Annotated in this window: 9 protein-coding genes, 3 rRNA genes and 1 pseudogene; 11 read left to right on the plus strand and 2 right to left on the minus strand. The window is 66.9% G+C overall.

Annotated features, from left to right (window positions below):
* Positions 1–247 precede the first annotated feature (247 nt).
* From QP939_RS32605 to recN, 9 genes are all read left to right on the plus strand, one after another.
* A 16S ribosomal RNA gene (locus tag QP939_RS32605) occupies positions 248–1,768 on the plus strand.
* A 309-nt stretch (positions 1,769–2,077) separates the two neighbouring features.
* A 23S ribosomal RNA gene (locus tag QP939_RS32610) occupies positions 2,078–5,198 on the plus strand.
* Positions 5,199–5,272: 74 nt separating this feature from the next.
* Positions 5,273–5,389, plus strand: a 5S ribosomal RNA gene (gene rrf / locus QP939_RS32615).
* The 16S, 23S and 5S rRNA genes sit together here, the layout of an rRNA operon.
* A gap of 272 nt (positions 5,390–5,661) precedes the next feature.
* Entirely contained in the window at positions 5,662–7,497 is a 1,836-nt protein-coding gene (locus tag QP939_RS32620) for a hypothetical protein (protein WP_285450056.1), read from the plus strand.
* Positions 7,490–8,461, plus strand: coding sequence for an HAD-IIA family hydrolase (locus tag QP939_RS32625; RefSeq protein ID WP_285450057.1), 972 nt, complete (start codon positions 7,490–7,492; stop codon positions 8,459–8,461). Before QP939_RS32620 ends, QP939_RS32625 begins: the two co-directional genes overlap by 8 nt.
* A gap of 17 nt (positions 8,462–8,478) precedes the next feature.
* A complete protein-coding gene (locus QP939_RS32630) occupies positions 8,479–8,676 on the plus strand; it encodes a hypothetical protein (protein ID WP_285450058.1) in 198 nt (65 codons plus the stop codon).
* A 5-nt stretch (positions 8,677–8,681) separates the two neighbouring features.
* Positions 8,682–9,509 carry a TlyA family RNA methyltransferase gene (locus QP939_RS32635; RefSeq protein ID WP_285450059.1) on the plus strand — a complete coding sequence of 276 codons (828 nt, stop codon included), beginning with the start codon at positions 8,682–8,684 and terminating at the stop codon, positions 9,507–9,509.
* Positions 9,506–10,432 (plus strand): NAD kinase, encoded by a 927-nt coding sequence (locus QP939_RS32640; RefSeq protein ID WP_285450060.1) that lies wholly within the window; start codon positions 9,506–9,508, stop codon positions 10,430–10,432. The genes QP939_RS32635 and QP939_RS32640 overlap by 4 nt, the downstream gene beginning before the upstream one ends.
* 90 nt (positions 10,433–10,522) lie before the next feature.
* Entirely contained in the window at positions 10,523–12,301 is a 1,779-nt protein-coding gene (recN, locus tag QP939_RS32645) for a DNA repair protein RecN (RefSeq protein WP_285450062.1), read from the plus strand.
* A gap of 116 nt (positions 12,302–12,417) precedes the next feature.
* On the opposite strand, the pseudogene QP939_RS32650 reads toward recN, so the two are convergent.
* Together QP939_RS32650 and QP939_RS32655 are read right to left on the minus strand one after the other, a co-directional pair.
* A pseudogene (locus QP939_RS32650) lies at positions 12,418–12,951 on the minus strand (VOC family protein); the annotation flags it as partial.
* 343 nt (positions 12,952–13,294) lie between these two features.
* Positions 13,295–13,738 (minus strand): MarR family winged helix-turn-helix transcriptional regulator, encoded by a 444-nt coding sequence (locus QP939_RS32655; RefSeq protein WP_285450064.1) that lies wholly within the window; start codon positions 13,736–13,738, stop codon positions 13,295–13,297.
* A 66-nt stretch (positions 13,739–13,804) separates the two neighbouring features.
* Here QP939_RS32655 and QP939_RS32660 point away from each other — a divergent pair, with 66 nt between their 5' ends.
* Positions 13,805–14,797, plus strand: a complete 993-nt coding sequence (locus QP939_RS32660) for a zinc-binding alcohol dehydrogenase family protein (protein ID WP_285450066.1) — start codon at positions 13,805–13,807, stop codon at positions 14,795–14,797.
* Positions 14,794–15,966: a DUF1266 domain-containing protein gene (locus QP939_RS32665; RefSeq protein WP_285450068.1), complete on the plus strand. Its 1,173-nt coding sequence runs from the start codon at positions 14,794–14,796 to the stop codon at positions 15,964–15,966. Before QP939_RS32660 ends, QP939_RS32665 begins: the two co-directional genes overlap by 4 nt.
* Positions 15,967–15,983: the final 17 nt, after the last annotated feature.

The following is a 15,983-nucleotide window of genomic DNA, read 5'->3' on the forward strand; positions in this document are numbered from 1 at the left end:
CAGGGAGACCGGGCGGCCGCCGGGACACGAACCAAGCTCTCGCGGATCGCGATTGAGTGGGTGTCCCACCAAAAACTGCTAGGAATGACTCGCTTCGAGCGGGCCGCTTGAGTTGCGGTTGGTTCGTGGTGTGTTGCTTGAGAACTCAACAGTGTGCTAGTGAACTAAGCCAGTAGAGCTTATATTTGAAACCCCTCGTCGGGGTTTCCTTTGAGAAGCAAGTATTTTGCCTCGATTGAACTGTTCATTGTTGGAGAGTTTGATCCTGGCTCAGGACGAACGCTGGCGGCGTGCTTAACACATGCAAGTCGAACGCTGAAGCACCTTCGGGTGTGGATGAGTGGCGAACGGGTGAGTAACACGTGGGTAATCTGCCCTGCACTCTGGGATAAGCCTTGGAAACGAGGTCTAATACCGGATATCACTTCTTTTCGCATGGAGAGAAGTTGAAAGTTCTGGCGGTGCAGGATGAACCCGCGGCCTATCAGCTTGTTGGTGGGGTAGTGGCCTACCAAGGCGACGACGGGTAGCCGGCCTGAGAGGGTGACCGGCCACACTGGGACTGAGACACGGCCCAGACTCCTACGGGAGGCAGCAGTGGGGAATATTGCACAATGGGCGAAAGCCTGATGCAGCGACGCCGCGTGAGGGATGACGGCCTTCGGGTTGTAAACCTCTTTCGCCAGGGACGAAGCGCAAGTGACGGTACCTGGATAAGAAGCACCGGCTAACTACGTGCCAGCAGCCGCGGTAATACGTAGGGTGCGAGCGTTGTCCGGATTTATTGGGCGTAAAGAGCTCGTAGGCGGTTTGTCGCGTCGGCCGTGAAATCTCCACGCTTAACGTGGAGCGTGCGGTCGATACGGGCAGACTTGAGTTCGGTAGGGGAGACTGGAATTCCTGGTGTAGCGGTGAAATGCGCAGATATCAGGAGGAACACCGGTGGCGAAGGCGGGTCTCTGGGCCGATACTGACGCTGAGGAGCGAAAGCGTGGGGAGCGAACAGGATTAGATACCCTGGTAGTCCACGCTGTAAACGTTGGGCGCTAGGTGTGGGCGACATCCACGTTGTCCGTGCCGTAGCTAACGCATTAAGCGCCCCGCCTGGGGAGTACGGCCGCAAGGCTAAAACTCAAAGGAATTGACGGGGGCCCGCACAAGCGGCGGAGCATGTGGATTAATTCGATGCAACGCGAAGAACCTTACCTGGGCTTGACATGCGCCAGACATCCCCAGAGATGGGGCTTCCCTTGTGGTTGGTGTACAGGTGGTGCATGGCTGTCGTCAGCTCGTGTCGTGAGATGTTGGGTTAAGTCCCGCAACGAGCGCAACCCTTATCCTACGTTGCCAGCGCGTTATGGCGGGGACTCGTGGGAGACTGCCGGGGTCAACTCGGAGGAAGGTGGGGATGACGTCAAGTCATCATGCCCCTTATGTCCAGGGCTTCACACATGCTACAATGGCTGGTACAGAGGGCTGCGATACCGCGAGGTGGAGCGAATCCCTTAAAGCCGGTCTCAGTTCGGATCGCAGTCTGCAACTCGACTGCGTGAAGTCGGAGTCGCTAGTAATCGCAGATCAGCAACGCTGCGGTGAATACGTTCCCGGGCCTTGTACACACCGCCCGTCACGTCATGAAAGTCGGTAACACCCGAAGCCCATGGCCCAACCCCGTAAGGGGAGGGAGTGGTCGAAGGTGGGACTGGCGATTGGGACGAAGTCGTAACAAGGTAGCCGTACCGGAAGGTGCGGCTGGATCACCTCCTTTCTAAGGAGCACAACACATCCAGTGAGCCCAGCTCGCTGGAGTGGCCAGGGTTTAACACCCGCACGTGGTGTTGCCTTGGTTGCTCAAGGAATTGTGGAACTACTGGTTATGGCTTGTTCTGGTTGGCAATGCCTCGATGAGTACTGCGGACTTGTCCGCGTGGAAAGTGGAGCCGGCGCCTGGAGGGCAAGTTGTTCACATGCACACTGTTGGGTCCTGAGGCAACACGCCTTGGGGCTTCTGCTCCAGAGGGACGTTTGTTTCTGGTGTGGTGTTTGAGAACTGTAGAGTGGATGCGAGCATCTTTGTGGTCAAGTTGTTAAGGGCACATGGTGGATGTCTTGGCTTCAGGAGCCGATGAAGGACGTAGGAGGCTGCGATAAGCCTCGGGGAGCTGTCAACCGAGCTGTGATCCGAGGATTTCCGAATGGGGAAACCCAGCACCAGTGATGTGGTGTTACCCGCACCTGAATATATAGGGTGTGTGGAGGGAACGCGGGGAAGTGAAACATCTCAGTACCCGTAGGAAGAGAAAACAACCGTGATTCCGTGAGTAGTGGCGAGCGAAAGCGGAAGAGGCTAAACCGTTTGCATGTCAAGCTGTCAGGCGTTGTGCAGGCGGTGTTGTGGGACCCATCTTGAAGAGGCTGACACTTCTTCGGGTTGTTGTGCTGGTTAGTGGAACCGCTTGGGATGGCGGGCCGGAGTGGGTGAGAGCCCCGTACGCGAAAACCAGTTTCAATGGCCTTGGTGGTGTTCCCGAGTAGCAGCGAGCTCGTGGAATTTGCTGTGAATCTGCCGGGACCACCCGGTAAGCCTAAATACTTCCTGAAGACCGATAGCGGACGAGTACCGTGAGGGAAAGATGAAAAGTACCCCGGGAGGGGAGTGAAAGAGTACCTGAAACCGTGTGCCTACAAGCCGTCAGAGCCTTTCGGGGTGATGGCGTGCCTTTTGAAGAATGAGCCTGCGAGTTAGTGCTGCGTGGCGAGGTTAACCCGTGTGGGGTAGCCGTAGCGAAAGCGAGTCTGAATAGGGCGAATGTAGTCGCGTGGTCTAGACCCGAAGCGGAGTGATCTACCCATGGCCAGGGTGAAGCGACGGTAAGACGTCGTGGAGGCCCGAACCCACTTAGGTTGAAAACTGAGGGGATGAGCTGTGGGTAGGGGTGAAAGGCCAATCAAACTCCGTGATAGCTGGTTCTCCCCGAAATGCATTTAGGTGCAGCGTCACGTGTTTCTCTGCGGGGGTAGAGCTACTGGATGGTCTAGGGGCCTTACCGGGTTACCGAAATCAACCAAACTCCGAATACCGTAGAGTGAGAGCGTGGCAGTGAGACGGCGGGGGATAAGCTTCGTCGTCGAGAGGGAAACAGCCCAGAACACCAGCTAAGGCCCCTAAGTGTGTGCTCAGTGGGAAAGGATGTGGGATTGCCCAGACAACCAGGAGGTTGGCTTAGAAGCAGCCACCCTTGAAAGAGTGCGTAATAGCTCACTGGTCAAGTGGTCCTGCGCCGACAATGTAGCGGGGCTTAAGCACACCGCCGAAGCTGTGTCATTGACACAATAGATCCGCTTGTCCCCTTGAGGGACTTGTGTAGTCGTGTTGATGGGTAGGGGAGCGTCCTGCATCCAGGGAAGCGGCCGGGTAACCGAGTCGTGGAGGGTGTGGGAGTGAGAATGCAGGCATGAGTAGCGAATGCAGAGTGAGAAACTCTGCCGCCGGATGACCAAGGGTTCCTGGGCCAGGCTAATCCGCCCAGGGTAAGTCGGGACCTAAGGCGAGGCCGACAGGCGTAGTCGATGGACAACGGGTTGATATTCCCGTACCCGAGCATGTGCGCCCATGACGAGGCAGTTGATACTAACCACCCAAAGCCATGGGCTGAAGTCTTCGGATGGATGTCTGTGTGTGGAGCGTGGGACCTGATTTCGTAGTAGTCAAGCGATGGGGTGACGCAGGAAGGTAGCTCCGCCAGGCGATGGTTGTCCTGGTGTAAGCGTGTAGGCCGAGTGGTAGGCAAATCCGCCACTCATATAGGTTGAGACGTGATGCGTAGCCGTTTGAGGCGAAGTAGAGTGATCCTATGCTGCCGAGAAAAGCCTCTAGTGAGTGCATGCACGGCCCGTACCCCAAACCAACACAGGTGGTCAGGTAGAGAATACCAAGGCGATCGGGTGAACTGTGGTTAAGGAACTCGGCAAAATGCCCCCGTAACTTCGGGAGAAGGGGGGCCAAACATCCTGAAGCCCTTCTCGGGCTAGGGGTGGGTGGCCGCAGAGACCAGCGGAAAGCGACTGTTTACTAAAAACACAGGTCCATGCGAAGTCGCAAGACGATGTATATGGACTGACGCCTGCCCGGTGCTGGAACGTTAAGAGGACCGGTTAGCCTTTCGGGGCGAAGCTGAGAATTTAAGCGCCAGTAAACGGCGGTGGTAACTATAACCATCCTAAGGTAGCGAAATTCCTTGTCGGGTAAGTTCCGACCTGCACGAATGGCGTAACGACTTTCCGGCTGTCTCAACCACAGGCCCGGCGAAATTGCACTACGAGTAAAGATGCTCGTTACGCGCGGCAGGACGGAAAGACCCCGGGACCTTTACTATAGTTTGGTATTGGTTTTCGGTTCGGCTTGTGTAGGATAGGTGGGAGACTGTGAAGCTGCAACGCTAGTTGTGGTGGAGTCGTTGTTGAAATACCACTCTGGTCGAATTGGGAATCTGAACCTCGGGCCATGATCTGGTTCAGGGACAGTGCCTGATGGGTAGTTTAACTGGGGCGGTTGCCTCCTAAAGAGTAACGGAGGCGCCCAAAGGTTCCCTCAGCCTGGTTGGCAATCAGGTGTTGAGTGCAAGTGCACAAGGGAGCTTGACTGTGAGACAGACATGTCGAGCAGGGACGAAAGTCGGGACTAGTGATCCGGCACCTCCTGGTGGAAGGGGTGTCGCTCAACGGATAAAAGGTACCCCGGGGATAACAGGCTGATCTTGCCCAAGAGTCCATATCGACGGCATGGTTTGGCACCTCGATGTCGGCTCGTCGCATCCTGGGGCCGGAGTAGGTCCCAAGGGTTGGGCTGTTCGCCCATTAAAGCGGCACGCGAGCTGGGTTTAGAACGTCGTGAGACAGTTCGGTCCCTATCCGCCGCGCGCGTAGGATACTTGAGGAAGGCTGTCCCTAGTACGAGAGGACCGGGACGGACGAACCTCTGGTGTGCCAGTTGTTCCGCCAGGAGCATGGCTGGTTGGCCACGTTCGGAAGGGATAACCGCTGAAGGCATCTAAGCGGGAAGCCTGTTCCAAGATGAGGTATCCCACCCCTTTGTGGGTTAAGGCCCCCAACAGACCATTGGGTTGATAGGCCAGAAATGGAAGCACAGTAATGTGTTGTCGAGTTGACTGGTACTAATAGGCCGAGGACTTGCCCACGAAGATGTTACGCATCCACTCTACAGCTCTGAAACACCACGCTGGTGATGACAGTGTGTGTTGTTTCGTAGTGTTTCGGTGGTTATAGCGTCAGGGAAACGCCCGGTCCCATTCCGAACCCGGAAGCTAAGCCTGACAGCGCCGATGGTACTGCAACCGAAGGGTTGTGGGAGAGTAGGACACCGCCGAACTTACCTTCCGTACGGCCCGTTAGGATAGCCAGTTGGCTGCCCTAGCGGGCCGTACGCGTATGTCCAGAACAAGATTTTTCCACGGCAGGAGGCCAGGTGTCCGAGTTCGGTCGACGAGACTCAGCGGATGATGGGTCCGGCCGGTCGGCACGCCGGGACGAAGGCTCCCGGGCCGGCCGGACGGAGCCGGAGGAGACCGCCGCGGCGCGCGGCAGGATCGCGGTGGCCGCGACAGCGGTCACCAGGGCCGCCCCCGCCGCGACGACCGCGGTGTGCGCGGCGGCGGCAAGCCCTACCGCAGCGGCGACGGTCCCCGCGACCGCGACCAGCGCGGAGGATACGCAGGTCAGGGCCGCAGTTCGGGCGACCGCGACGACCGTCGCGGCGGCTACGGCAACCGCGAGTCGGGCAGCCGCCCGACCGGCGGCAACCGGTACTCCGACGGCCCGAGCCGTTCGGGCGGCGGCCGGTACGAGGACCGCGGCGGCAACCGATCGGGTGGCCGGTACGAGGACCGCGGCGAGAGCCGTTCCGGCGGTCGCTACGAGGATCGTGGTAGCAACCGGCCGGGCGGCCGGAACGAGGACCGTGGTGGCAGCCGTTCGGGTGGTCGCTACGAAGACCGCGGCAACCGGACCGGTGGCCGCTATGAAGATCGTGGTGGCAGCCGTTCGGTCGGCCGTAGCGAGGATCGCGGCGACAACCGTTCCGGTGGCCGGTACGACGACCGCGGGGGCAACCGCTCGGGTGGTCGCTACGAGGACCGCGGTGGTAGCCGGTCTGGTGGTCGCTACGAGGACCGCGGTGGCAGCCGTTCCGGCGGTCGCTACGAGGACCGTGGCGGCAACCGCGCCGGCGGTGGCTACGAGAATCGCGGCGGTAACCGGCCGGGTGGTCGGTATGAGGATCGCGGCGAGAGCCGTTCCGGCGGCCGGTACGAGGATCGTGGTAGCAACCGGCCGGGCGGCCGGAACGAGGACCGTGGCGACAACCGTTCCGGTGGCCGCTACGAAGACCGCGGCAGTGACCGCAGCGGTAGCCGCTACGAGGATCGCGGTGGCAGCCGTTCCGGTGGTCGGTACGAAGATCGTGGCGGTAACCGTTCGGGTGGCCGCTACGAGGACCGTGGCAGCGACCGCCCCGGGGGCCGCTCCGACGATCGCGGCCGCGCGGGGAACGACCGTCGCGATGACTCGCGAGGCGGTTACCAGCGGCGTGATGACCGTTCCGGCCGTCCCCAGGGCAAGTCTTCCTACGGTGACCGCAAGCCACGGTGGGAGGAGCGCGGCGACTCCGGCAAGCGCCCCGCGGCTCGGGACGACCGCAACGACCGCCGCGATGACCGGCCCCGTCGGGACCCGCGGCCCAAGGTCTCCGCTCCGCTCGACGACGAGGCCCTCGCCAAGGAACTCCTCGAGGCGCCCGAGCTTCCCGAGGACATCGAGTTCTCCGACCTCGACGAGGAAGCCCGCCGCGAGCTGAGGACGCTGCCCAAGGGCCTCGCCGAGACCGTCGGGAAGCACCTCGTCGCCGCCGGGGGGCTGATCGACTCCGATCCCGAGGCCGCTCTCGAGCACGCCAAGTACGCCAAGGCCAAGGCCTCGCGCGTCCCCATCGTGCGGGAAGCCCTCGGGCTCGTCGCCTACCACGCCGGGAACTGGTCGGAAGCCCTCTCCGAACTGCGGGCCGTCCGGCGGATGACCCGCAGCGACGAGCACATCGCCATCATCGCCGACGCCGAACGCGCTCTCGGGCGGCCCGAACGGGCCCTCGACCTCGCGAAGGAAGCCGACAAGAGCAGCCTGAACAAGGCCACCCAGGTCGAGCTCGCCATCGTCGCCGCCGGGGCACGGCGGGACCTCGGGCAGCTCGATGCCGCCGTCGTCTCGCTTCAGGGCGACGACCTCAAGGCTGAGAAGCGCGATCCCTGGAGCGCGCGCCTCTTCTACGCCTACGCCGACAACCTCGCCGCCGCCGGGCGGGACGATGAGGCCGTCCAGTGGTTCCTCCACTCGGCCGAGGCCGACGAGAACGACGAGACCGACGCCGCCGAGCGGGCCGCCGAACTCGCCAACGGACCGAAGGACACCGCCGAAACCGATGAGTGACGCCCTGCTCGCGGCCTACGACGCCGTCCTGTTCGACCTCGACGGCACCGTCTACCACGGCACCCGGGTCATCCCGGGTGCCCCGGAGACGGTCCGGGCCGCGCGCGAGCACGGCACCCCCGTCCGGTTCGTCACGAACAACGCCTCCAAGGCACCCGGTGAGGTCGTCGACCACCTCACCGGGCTCGGCATGCCCGCCGCGGCCGATGAGGTGCACACCAGCGCCCAAGCCGGGGTTCAGCTGCTCGCGGAACGGCTCGAGCCCGGCGACGAGGTCCTCGTCGTCGGCACCGAGTCGCTCGCCGCGGAGGTTCGCGGGGCCGGGCTGACGCCGGTGCGGGAGAACGCCGACAGCGTCCGTGCCGTCGTCCAGGGCCACTCGCCCGACAACACCTGGGCCGCGCTCGCCGAGGCCTGCCTGGCCATCCGCGCCGGCGCGCTGTGGGTGGCCTGCAACGTCGACGCCACCCTCCCCAGCGAACGCGGCCTGCTGCCCGGCAACGGCTCGATGGTCGCCGCGCTGCGGACCGCCACCGACGTCGTCCCGCTCGTCGCCGGGAAGCCCGAGCCGCTGCTCTTCGAGACCGCCGCGCGGTCGGCCGGTGCCGAAAAGCCGCTGGTCGTCGGCGACCGGCTGGACACCGACATCGCGGGCGCGGTCGCCGCGGGCATCGACTCGCTCGTCGTCCTCTCCGGCGTCGCGACGCCGAAGCAGCTCATCGAAGCCATTCCCGCCGAGCGCGGCACCTACCTCGCCAAGGACCTCACCGCGCTCACCGAGTCCGCCGAGGACCTGCGGATCGGACCGCGCCCGGGCTGGACCGTGACCGTCGAAGACGACACCCTGGTCGCGCAGGGTGACGGCGACGACCTCGACCTGCTCCGCGCCGTCTGCCACACGGCCTGGGAGACGGGCGTCACCGAGCTCGGCGGCGACGCCGCGGCGCGGCTCGGCCTCTCCTGACTGATACCGTTTGTGACGTGCAGGATCACCCGTACCCCGTCCCGGGCCCGCCGCCCGGTTCGTTCTCGCAGCAGACCGACCCGCGGGCCGGCATCGACGAAGCCGTCGCCGGCCTGGACGACTTGGACGCGCTGCCGCTCGTCGAGCACGTCGAGCGCTTCGACGCCGTGCACACCGAGCTGACCGTCGCGCTGTCCAGCATCGACAAGGTCTGACCACGGTGCCCAAGCGGGCCCGCCTCGACGCGGAACTGGTTCGGCGCGGCCTCGCCCGGTCGCGCGAACAGGCGTCGGCCCTCATCACCGGCGGCAAGGTCACCGTGCGCGGCATGGTGGCGTCCAAGCCCGCCACCGGCGTGGAGTCCGACGCGCCGATCGTCGTCAAGGACGAAGACGACCCCGGCTGGGCCTCGCGCGGCGCGCACAAGCTCCTCGGGGCGCTGGAGGCGTTCACGGACCTGAGCGTCGAGGGCAAGCGCTGCCTCGACGCCGGCGCGTCCACCGGCGGCTTCACCGACGTCCTGCTCCGCAACGGCGCCGCGACCGTGATCGCCGCCGACGTCGGCCGCGGCCTGCTCGACTGGCGGATCCGCACCGACGAGCGCGTCGTGGTCATGGACCGCACCAACGTCCGCAACCTCACGCTCGACGACCTCGGCGAGCCGGTCGACCTGGTGGTCGGGGACCTCTCGTTCATCTCGCTCAAGCTCGTGCTGCCCGCGCTCGCCGCCTGCGCGCGCGAAGGCGCCGACCTGGTGCCGATGGTGAAACCGCAGTTCGAGGTGGGCAAGGACCGGCTCGGCAGCGGCGGCGTCGTGCGCGACCCGCGGCTGCGCGCCGAATCCGTGCTCACCGTCATCGACGAGGCCGCGAAGCTCGGGCTCGCCCTGCGCGGCGTCACCGCCAGTCCGCTGCCGGGGCCCTCCGGGAACGTCGAGTACTTCGTGTGGCTGAGGAAAGAACACGTGGCCGAGTCCACTGTGGACGCGGTAGACAGGTCTGAGGCCGAGCGGCTCGTCCGGACCGCCGTCGAGGAAGGGCCCGCATGACCACCGAACGTGAAGTGCTCCTCATGGTGCACCCCGATCGCGACGCGACGGGCGAGGCCGCGCGCGAGGTTTCGGCGCGCTTCGCCAAGGCCGGCATCCGGATCCGGGTGATCGAGGACGACGTCTGCGCGCTCATCGACCCGGACGCGCACGGCGTCGGGTCGACCTGCACGGTCGTGGACCCGGCCGACAACCCCGCCGGCGGCGTCGAGCTGGTCTTCGTCCTCGGCGGCGACGGCACGCTGCTGCGCGCGGCCGAGCTGGCCCGCCCGGCCGGGGTGCCGGTGCTCGGGGTCAACCTCGGACGCGTCGGCTTCCTCGCCGAGGCCGACTCGGACGCGCTGGCCGACACCGTGCAGCGCGTCGTCGACGGCGACTACCAGGTCGAAGAGCGGATGACCATCGACGTCACGGTCAGCCACGACGGCGAAGAGGTCGCGCGCACCTGGGCGCTCAACGAGGCCAGCGTCGAGAAGAGCACCCGCGAGCGGGTCCTGGACGCGCTGATCGAGGTCGACGGCCGTCCGGTGTCGGCCTTCGGCTGCGACGGTGTGCTCTGCGCCACACCGACCGGCTCGACGGCGTACGCGTTTTCGGCGGGCGGCCCGATCATCTGGCCCGACGTCCAGGCGCTGCTGGTGGTCCCGAGCAACGCGCACGCGATGTTCTCGCGGCCGCTGGTCGTCTCGCGGGACTCGGTGATCACCGTCGGGATCGACCCCGACGGCTCGCCCGCGGTCCTGACCTGCGACGGGACCCGGCACATCGACCTGCCGCCGGGCGCGCGGGTGCGCGTGACGTGCGGCAAGACGCCGGTGCGGCTGGTCCGGCTGTGGGACGGCCCGTTCACCGACCGGCTGGTGCAGAAGTTCTCGCTGCCGGTGAAGAGCTGGCGTGAGCGGCACGCGCGCCCCTGCGAGTAACCCCCGCTCGGCGCAATATTCGAACATATCGGCGACGCGCCGGGCTCCCAGGCGCGCAGAGTGTCGGTGGGGGCCGCTACCGTAGGCGGCGTGCTGGCCGAGATGCGCATCCAGGGCCTCGGAGTCATCGAGGACGCCCTGCTGGAACTGCACGCGGGCTTCACCGTCGTGACCGGTGAGACGGGTGCCGGGAAGACCATGGTCGTCACCGGGCTGCACCTGCTGTCCGGGGGCCGGGCCGAGGTGTCCAAGGTCCGGACGGGGATGCTCAAGGCGTTCGTCGAGGGGCGGTTCACCTATTCGGGCGTCGAAGGCGCCGAGCGGATCGTCACCGACGCGGGCGCCGACGTCGACGAGGACGGCAGCGTGATCGCGCTGCGCGCGGTCGCCGTCGACGGGCGGTCGCGCGCCCACCTGGGCGGCCGGTCCGTGCCGGTCGGCGTGCTCGCGGAGCTGTCCGAGCAGCTGATCGCGGTGCACGGGCAGAACGACCAGCTGCGGCTGCTGCGCCCGGCCGAGCAGCGCGCGGTGATCGACCGGTTCGCCGGTGACGCCGTCGCGAAGCCGCTGCGCGCGTACCAGGAGGTCCGGGCCGAGTGGCTGGCGGTGATCGCCGAGCTCACCGAGCGGTCGACGCGCTCGCGGGAGATGGCTCAGCAGGCCGACCTGCTCAAGCACGGCCTCACCGAAATCGACGCCGTCGCGCCGGAGCCGGGCGAGGACGTCGAGCTCACCGAGCAGATCAAGCGGCTCGCGGCGGTCGACGAGCTGCGCGCTGCCGCGACCGAGGCCCACGTCGCGGTGTCCGGTTCCCCGGACGGCGATCCCGACGCCCCGGGCGCGATGGGCCTGGTCTCCGAGGCGCTGCGGCGGCTCTCGACGTCCGAGGACTCCGTGCTGCGCGAACTGGCGCCGCGGCTGGAGGAGGCGTCGGTGCTGCTCTCCGACGTCGGGGCCGAGCTCGGGAACTACGTCGAGACGCTGGACGCCGACCCGGCCTTGCTGGAGAAGGTGCTGGCCCGCCAGGCCGACCTCAAGCGGCTGACCCGCAAGTACGCGGCGGACGTCGACGGCGTGCTGGCCTGGGCCGAGGACGCCCGGCGCCGCCTGGAATCCATGGACACCTCGGAAGAGGCGCTGGCCGAACTGGCCCTGCGACGCGACCAGCTGGGAGTTCAGCTGTCCGCGCACGCCGCCGAGGTCTCGGCCGCGCGGGAGAAGGCGGCGGCCGAGCTGGCCGCGGAGATCACCAAGGAGCTGTCGGGGCTGGCGATGGGCCAAGCCGCGATCGAGGTGACGGTCGAGCAGCGTCCGGCCGAGCACGGCGACACGCACGCGCTGACCATCGACGGCCGCGCGGTGCACGCGGGCGCGGACGGCGTCGACGACGTCGAGCTGCTGCTGCGCGCGCACGACGGCGCCCCGCCGCTGCCGGTGCACAAGGCCGCGTCCGGTGGTGAGCTGTCGCGGGTCATGCTCGCGATCGAGGTCGTCCTGGCGCACGCGGACACGGTGCAGACGTTGGTGTTCGACGAGGTCGACGCCGGGGTCGGCGGCCGGGCGGCGATCGAGATCGGGCGGCGCCTGGCGCGGCTGGCGCGGACCCACCAGGTCCTGGTGGTGACGCACCTGCCGCAGGTCGCGGCGTTCGCCGATCAGCACCTGGTGGTGGACAAGGGCCACACCGGCGGGGTCACGCGCAGCGGCGTGAAGACCCTCGCCCAGAACGAGCGGGTCAGCGAGCTGGCCCGGATGCTCGCCGGGATGGACAACGAGACGGGCCGCGCGCACGCCGAGGAGCTGCTCGCGACGGCCGAGAAGGACAAGGCCGACTTCGAGCCGAAGCGCAAGCGGGCCAAGAAGAAGTAGCCGCTGGGGCACCGGGGTGCCCCAGCAGGCGGGGGCTCAGCAGGCGTCGGGGTCCTGGACGCCCGGCGGCGGGGTGAACAGCTCCTCGAAGGTCTGGTCGACGACTCGAGGACGTTGCCGAACGGGTCCTCGCAGAAGCAGAACCACGACTCCGGGCCGACCTGGTGGATCTGGCTGCGCTGGCGGCCACCGAAGAGCGTGATGCGCTTGGCCGTCTCTTCCACGTTTTCGCAGGTGAAGCAGATGTGGAAGATGCCGGTGCGCCAGTAGTCGAAGTTTTCGACGCGGCGCTCGGCCACCGGGCCGGTGAACTCGAACAGCTCGATCCCGGTCCCGCCCGGCATGACCAGGTGCGCGATCCGGGCGCTCTGCCAGCCTTCGCCGTAGATGTCCGACGCGGGGCCGCCGCCGGGCGCGTCACTGCTGATCGCGAACGGCCCGAGCAGCAGCTTGAGCCCGAAGACCTGCTGGTACCACGCGACCGCGCGGTCGAGGTCGGTGACGGAGAGCGCGGCGTGGTTGAAGCCGGTCCGCACGGCGGGCCGCGGGAGGCCCTCGAGTGCCGCGAGGCGCGGCGCCGGGATTTCGGGCAGGGTCGGTACGCCCGGCACCGCGCCGGTTCCGGCAACGCCGGCATCGCTGGACAGCATGGGCAAGCTCCTGGGTGGCGTGGGAAAAACTGGTGGCGCAATGCGATCGCCCCCCACGAGGATGCATTGCACAGCCGTCGGCTGTGCGACCCAGTATCCGGGCTACTCACGATTAATCTTCCTGAGAATTGTGACAGCGTTCAGAAACGGATCAAGAACTTACAGTCACCACTGCGGCAAATGGCCCAGGTCCCGCCTTTCGCCTGCTGGGGGCCCTGTCCGTCACTTTCCAACAAGAATTCGAAAGGGTGCCCGGCAACGCGACGACTCATTGTGAGTAAATGAATGGTAAAAACGGCTCGAGAAATTCGGGAACGGGCCGGGTGAAATGATCGAACCCGGCTCAGCGTTCCAGGTTGCCGACGATCCGCCCGAACACTTCCGCCAGTGTCCGCGCCTCCTCGCGGCTCACGTGCGCGGCGAAGTACTGCTCGACCCCGCGCACGTGCGTGGGCCACGCGTTCTCCAGTGCCGCGAGCCCGGCCGGAGTGAGCACCACGAGCGTGGCGCGCCGGTTCGCCGGATCCACCTCGCGGCGGGCGTACTCGGCGCGCTCGAGGCCGTCGACCAGCCGGGTCAGCCCGCTCGTGCTGTGCACCAGCGCGTCGGCGAGGTCCTTCATGTGCAGCCGCCGCCCCGGTGTCTCCGAGAGCTGGACCAGCGCGTCGTACGTGCGGTGCGACATCCCGTGCTCGGCGCGCAGCTCCGCGTCCAGCACCCGCAGCAGCAGGGCCGACGACCGCAGGAAGCCCCGCCACGCCGCGTCGTGTTCTCGGGACAGGCTCACCCGAGGAATAGTACTCGCGCGGACAGTTGTTGTGCGGACTGTTCGCCTGCGAAGAAAGGACCCACGATGCGCGCGGTGGTACTCCGAGATCCCGGTCCCGTCGAGAACCTCGAACTGAGGGACCTCCCGCTGCCCGAGGTGAAACCCGGCTGGGTGCGGATCGCCGTCAAGGCGTTCGGGCTCAACCGCTCCGAGCTGCACACCCGCCTCGGCCTGGCCGAAGGCGTCACGTTCCCGCGCGTGCCCGGCATCGAGGCGGTCGGGGTCGTCGACGCCGACCCCGACGGCGAGTTCGCCCCCGGCCAGCAGGTCGCCACGATGATGGGCGGGATGGGCCGCACGTTCGACGGCGGCTACGCCGAATACACGCTCGTCCCGCGCGCGCAGGTGATCCCGTTCCGCAGCGACCTGCCGTGGGAGGTGCTCGGCCAGGTCCCGGAGACGCTGCAGACCGCGTACGGCTCGCTCACCACCGGCCTCGACCTCCAGCCCGGCCAGACGCTGCTGATCCGCGGCGGCACGTCCGCGCTCGGCTTCGCCACCGCCGCGCTGGCCCGCGACCTCGGCGCCACCGTCTTCGCCACGACCCGGCAGCCCGATCGCCTCGAAACCCTGCGCGCACACGGTGTCGAGCACCCGCTGCTGGACGACGGCGACGTCGCCGCCCAGGTCCGGAAGATCGTCCCGGACGGCGTCGACGCCGCCCTCGAACTGGTCGGCACCCCCACCCTGCCGGACACCCTGGCGGCCACCCGCGTGCACGGCACCGTCTGCTTCACCGGGATGCTGTCCAACCAGTGGACGATCTCGAATTTTTATCCGATCGGCTACCTTCCCGCCGGGGTGCGGTTGACGGCTTATGGTGGGGAGGCGGACGACCTGCCCGCGTCCGTCCTCCAGCGGTACCTCGACCGGATCGCCGACGGCGAAACGAGCCTCGGCCCGGCCGCGGTGTACGCGATGGACGACATCCGGCAGGCGCACGACGACCTGGAGCACAACCGGACGGCGGGCAAGCTCGTCGTGCTGACCGGCCGAGCGGAGGGAGCCGCCGAGTGATCCTGCCGCCGGCCGACGTCGAAGCCCAGCTCGCCGCCGCCCGGCGCGACGGCGACCTCGACCGCTACCTCGGCGTGCTCGCCGGGGAGGAGCTGTTCGTCCCGATCCGGCGGGTGGACGCGCACCGCATCCTCGACGAGCGGGCGGAGACCTTCCCGAACGTCTACTTCGAGACCGGCGGCGACGAGTTCCTGCAGGTCTTCACCCGCGGCGCGCTGCCCGACCTCGGGCCGGACGTGGTCGCGATGAGCGGCGCGCTCGACTGGGCGGTCGACGGCGTCGGGCGGCACGAGCGGGTCGTGTTCAACCGCGGCACCCGCGCCGAGTGGCGGCTGCCGGGGGCGACGCTGCAGCCGTGGCTCGACGCGCACGCCGACGACGTCACGCCGCTGGAAGAGCAGGTCGAGCGGCTGATCACCGCGCCGTACGGGCACCTCGAAGGGCCGATCGCGCACGCGCTCGCCTGCGGGGCGCACCTCGCCGTGCTGAACGCGGCGCCGTGGAACCTGCTCGACGCGCGGTTTCACGACTACGTCGCCGAGGTCCGCGGCCTGCGGGACTGGTGGGGCGTGCCCGACCCGCCGGGCTGGCGCGCGACGATGGCCGACCTGATCGGCGACGGCTACGCGCTGACCCCCGGCAACCTCGTGCTCATGCTGCGCCTGCGGTTCGCCGCCGAGTACGGCCTCACGGGCGGCGAGTTCGACCCGCTGACCTGGGCCGGGCTGGTGGACCGCTGGTGCGCGGAGAACGACGCCGAGGACCAGGCCGACGAACTGCGGCACACCGTCCGCTGCGTTACCCGGGCGGAGCAGCGGTTCCGCGCCGACGGCATCCTCGACGCCGACGGCTTCGTGACGACGGCGCTTTCGTGGGACGTCGGCCGCGCGGTCAACATCGCGCGCTGGGGCCTGGCGGCCGGGTACTGTGACGCGCTGACCGCCGAGCTGATGGTCCTCGAAGCGGGCTCGCTCGCCCGCCGCTACCACCAGTCATGGGCGGACCTGTCGGCGGGTTACGTCATGGGCCGGGTGCTGCACAGCGAGGACGACGAGTTCGGTGAGTGGTACCCGGCGGCCGTGCGGGTCCACCACCAGCTCCTTCAGGACCCGGCGAGCCCCTGGTCGAACCTCGGTTTCGGGTCGCTGTCCGAGGAGTCGGACGCCTAACCCGCGCGGGGGAGGGC

This window comes from Amycolatopsis nalaikhensis (assembly GCF_030264295.1).
In the GTDB taxonomy this organism is placed as follows: Bacteria; Actinomycetota; Actinomycetes; order Mycobacteriales; family Pseudonocardiaceae; genus Amycolatopsis; species Amycolatopsis nalaikhensis.

Bases quoted from the DNA above. Each gene is read 5' to 3' on its own strand.
- QP939_RS32660 (WP_285450066.1), top strand. From the start codon at position 13,805: ATGCGCGCGGTGGTACTCCGAGATCCCGGTCCCGTCGAGAACCTCGAA.
- QP939_RS32625 (WP_285450057.1), top strand. From the start codon at position 7,490: ATGAGTGACGCCCTGCTCGCGGCCTACGACGCCGTCCTGTTCGACCTC.
- QP939_RS32640 (WP_285450060.1), top strand. From the start codon at position 9,506: ATGACCACCGAACGTGAAGTGCTCCTCATGGTGCACCCCGATCGCGAC.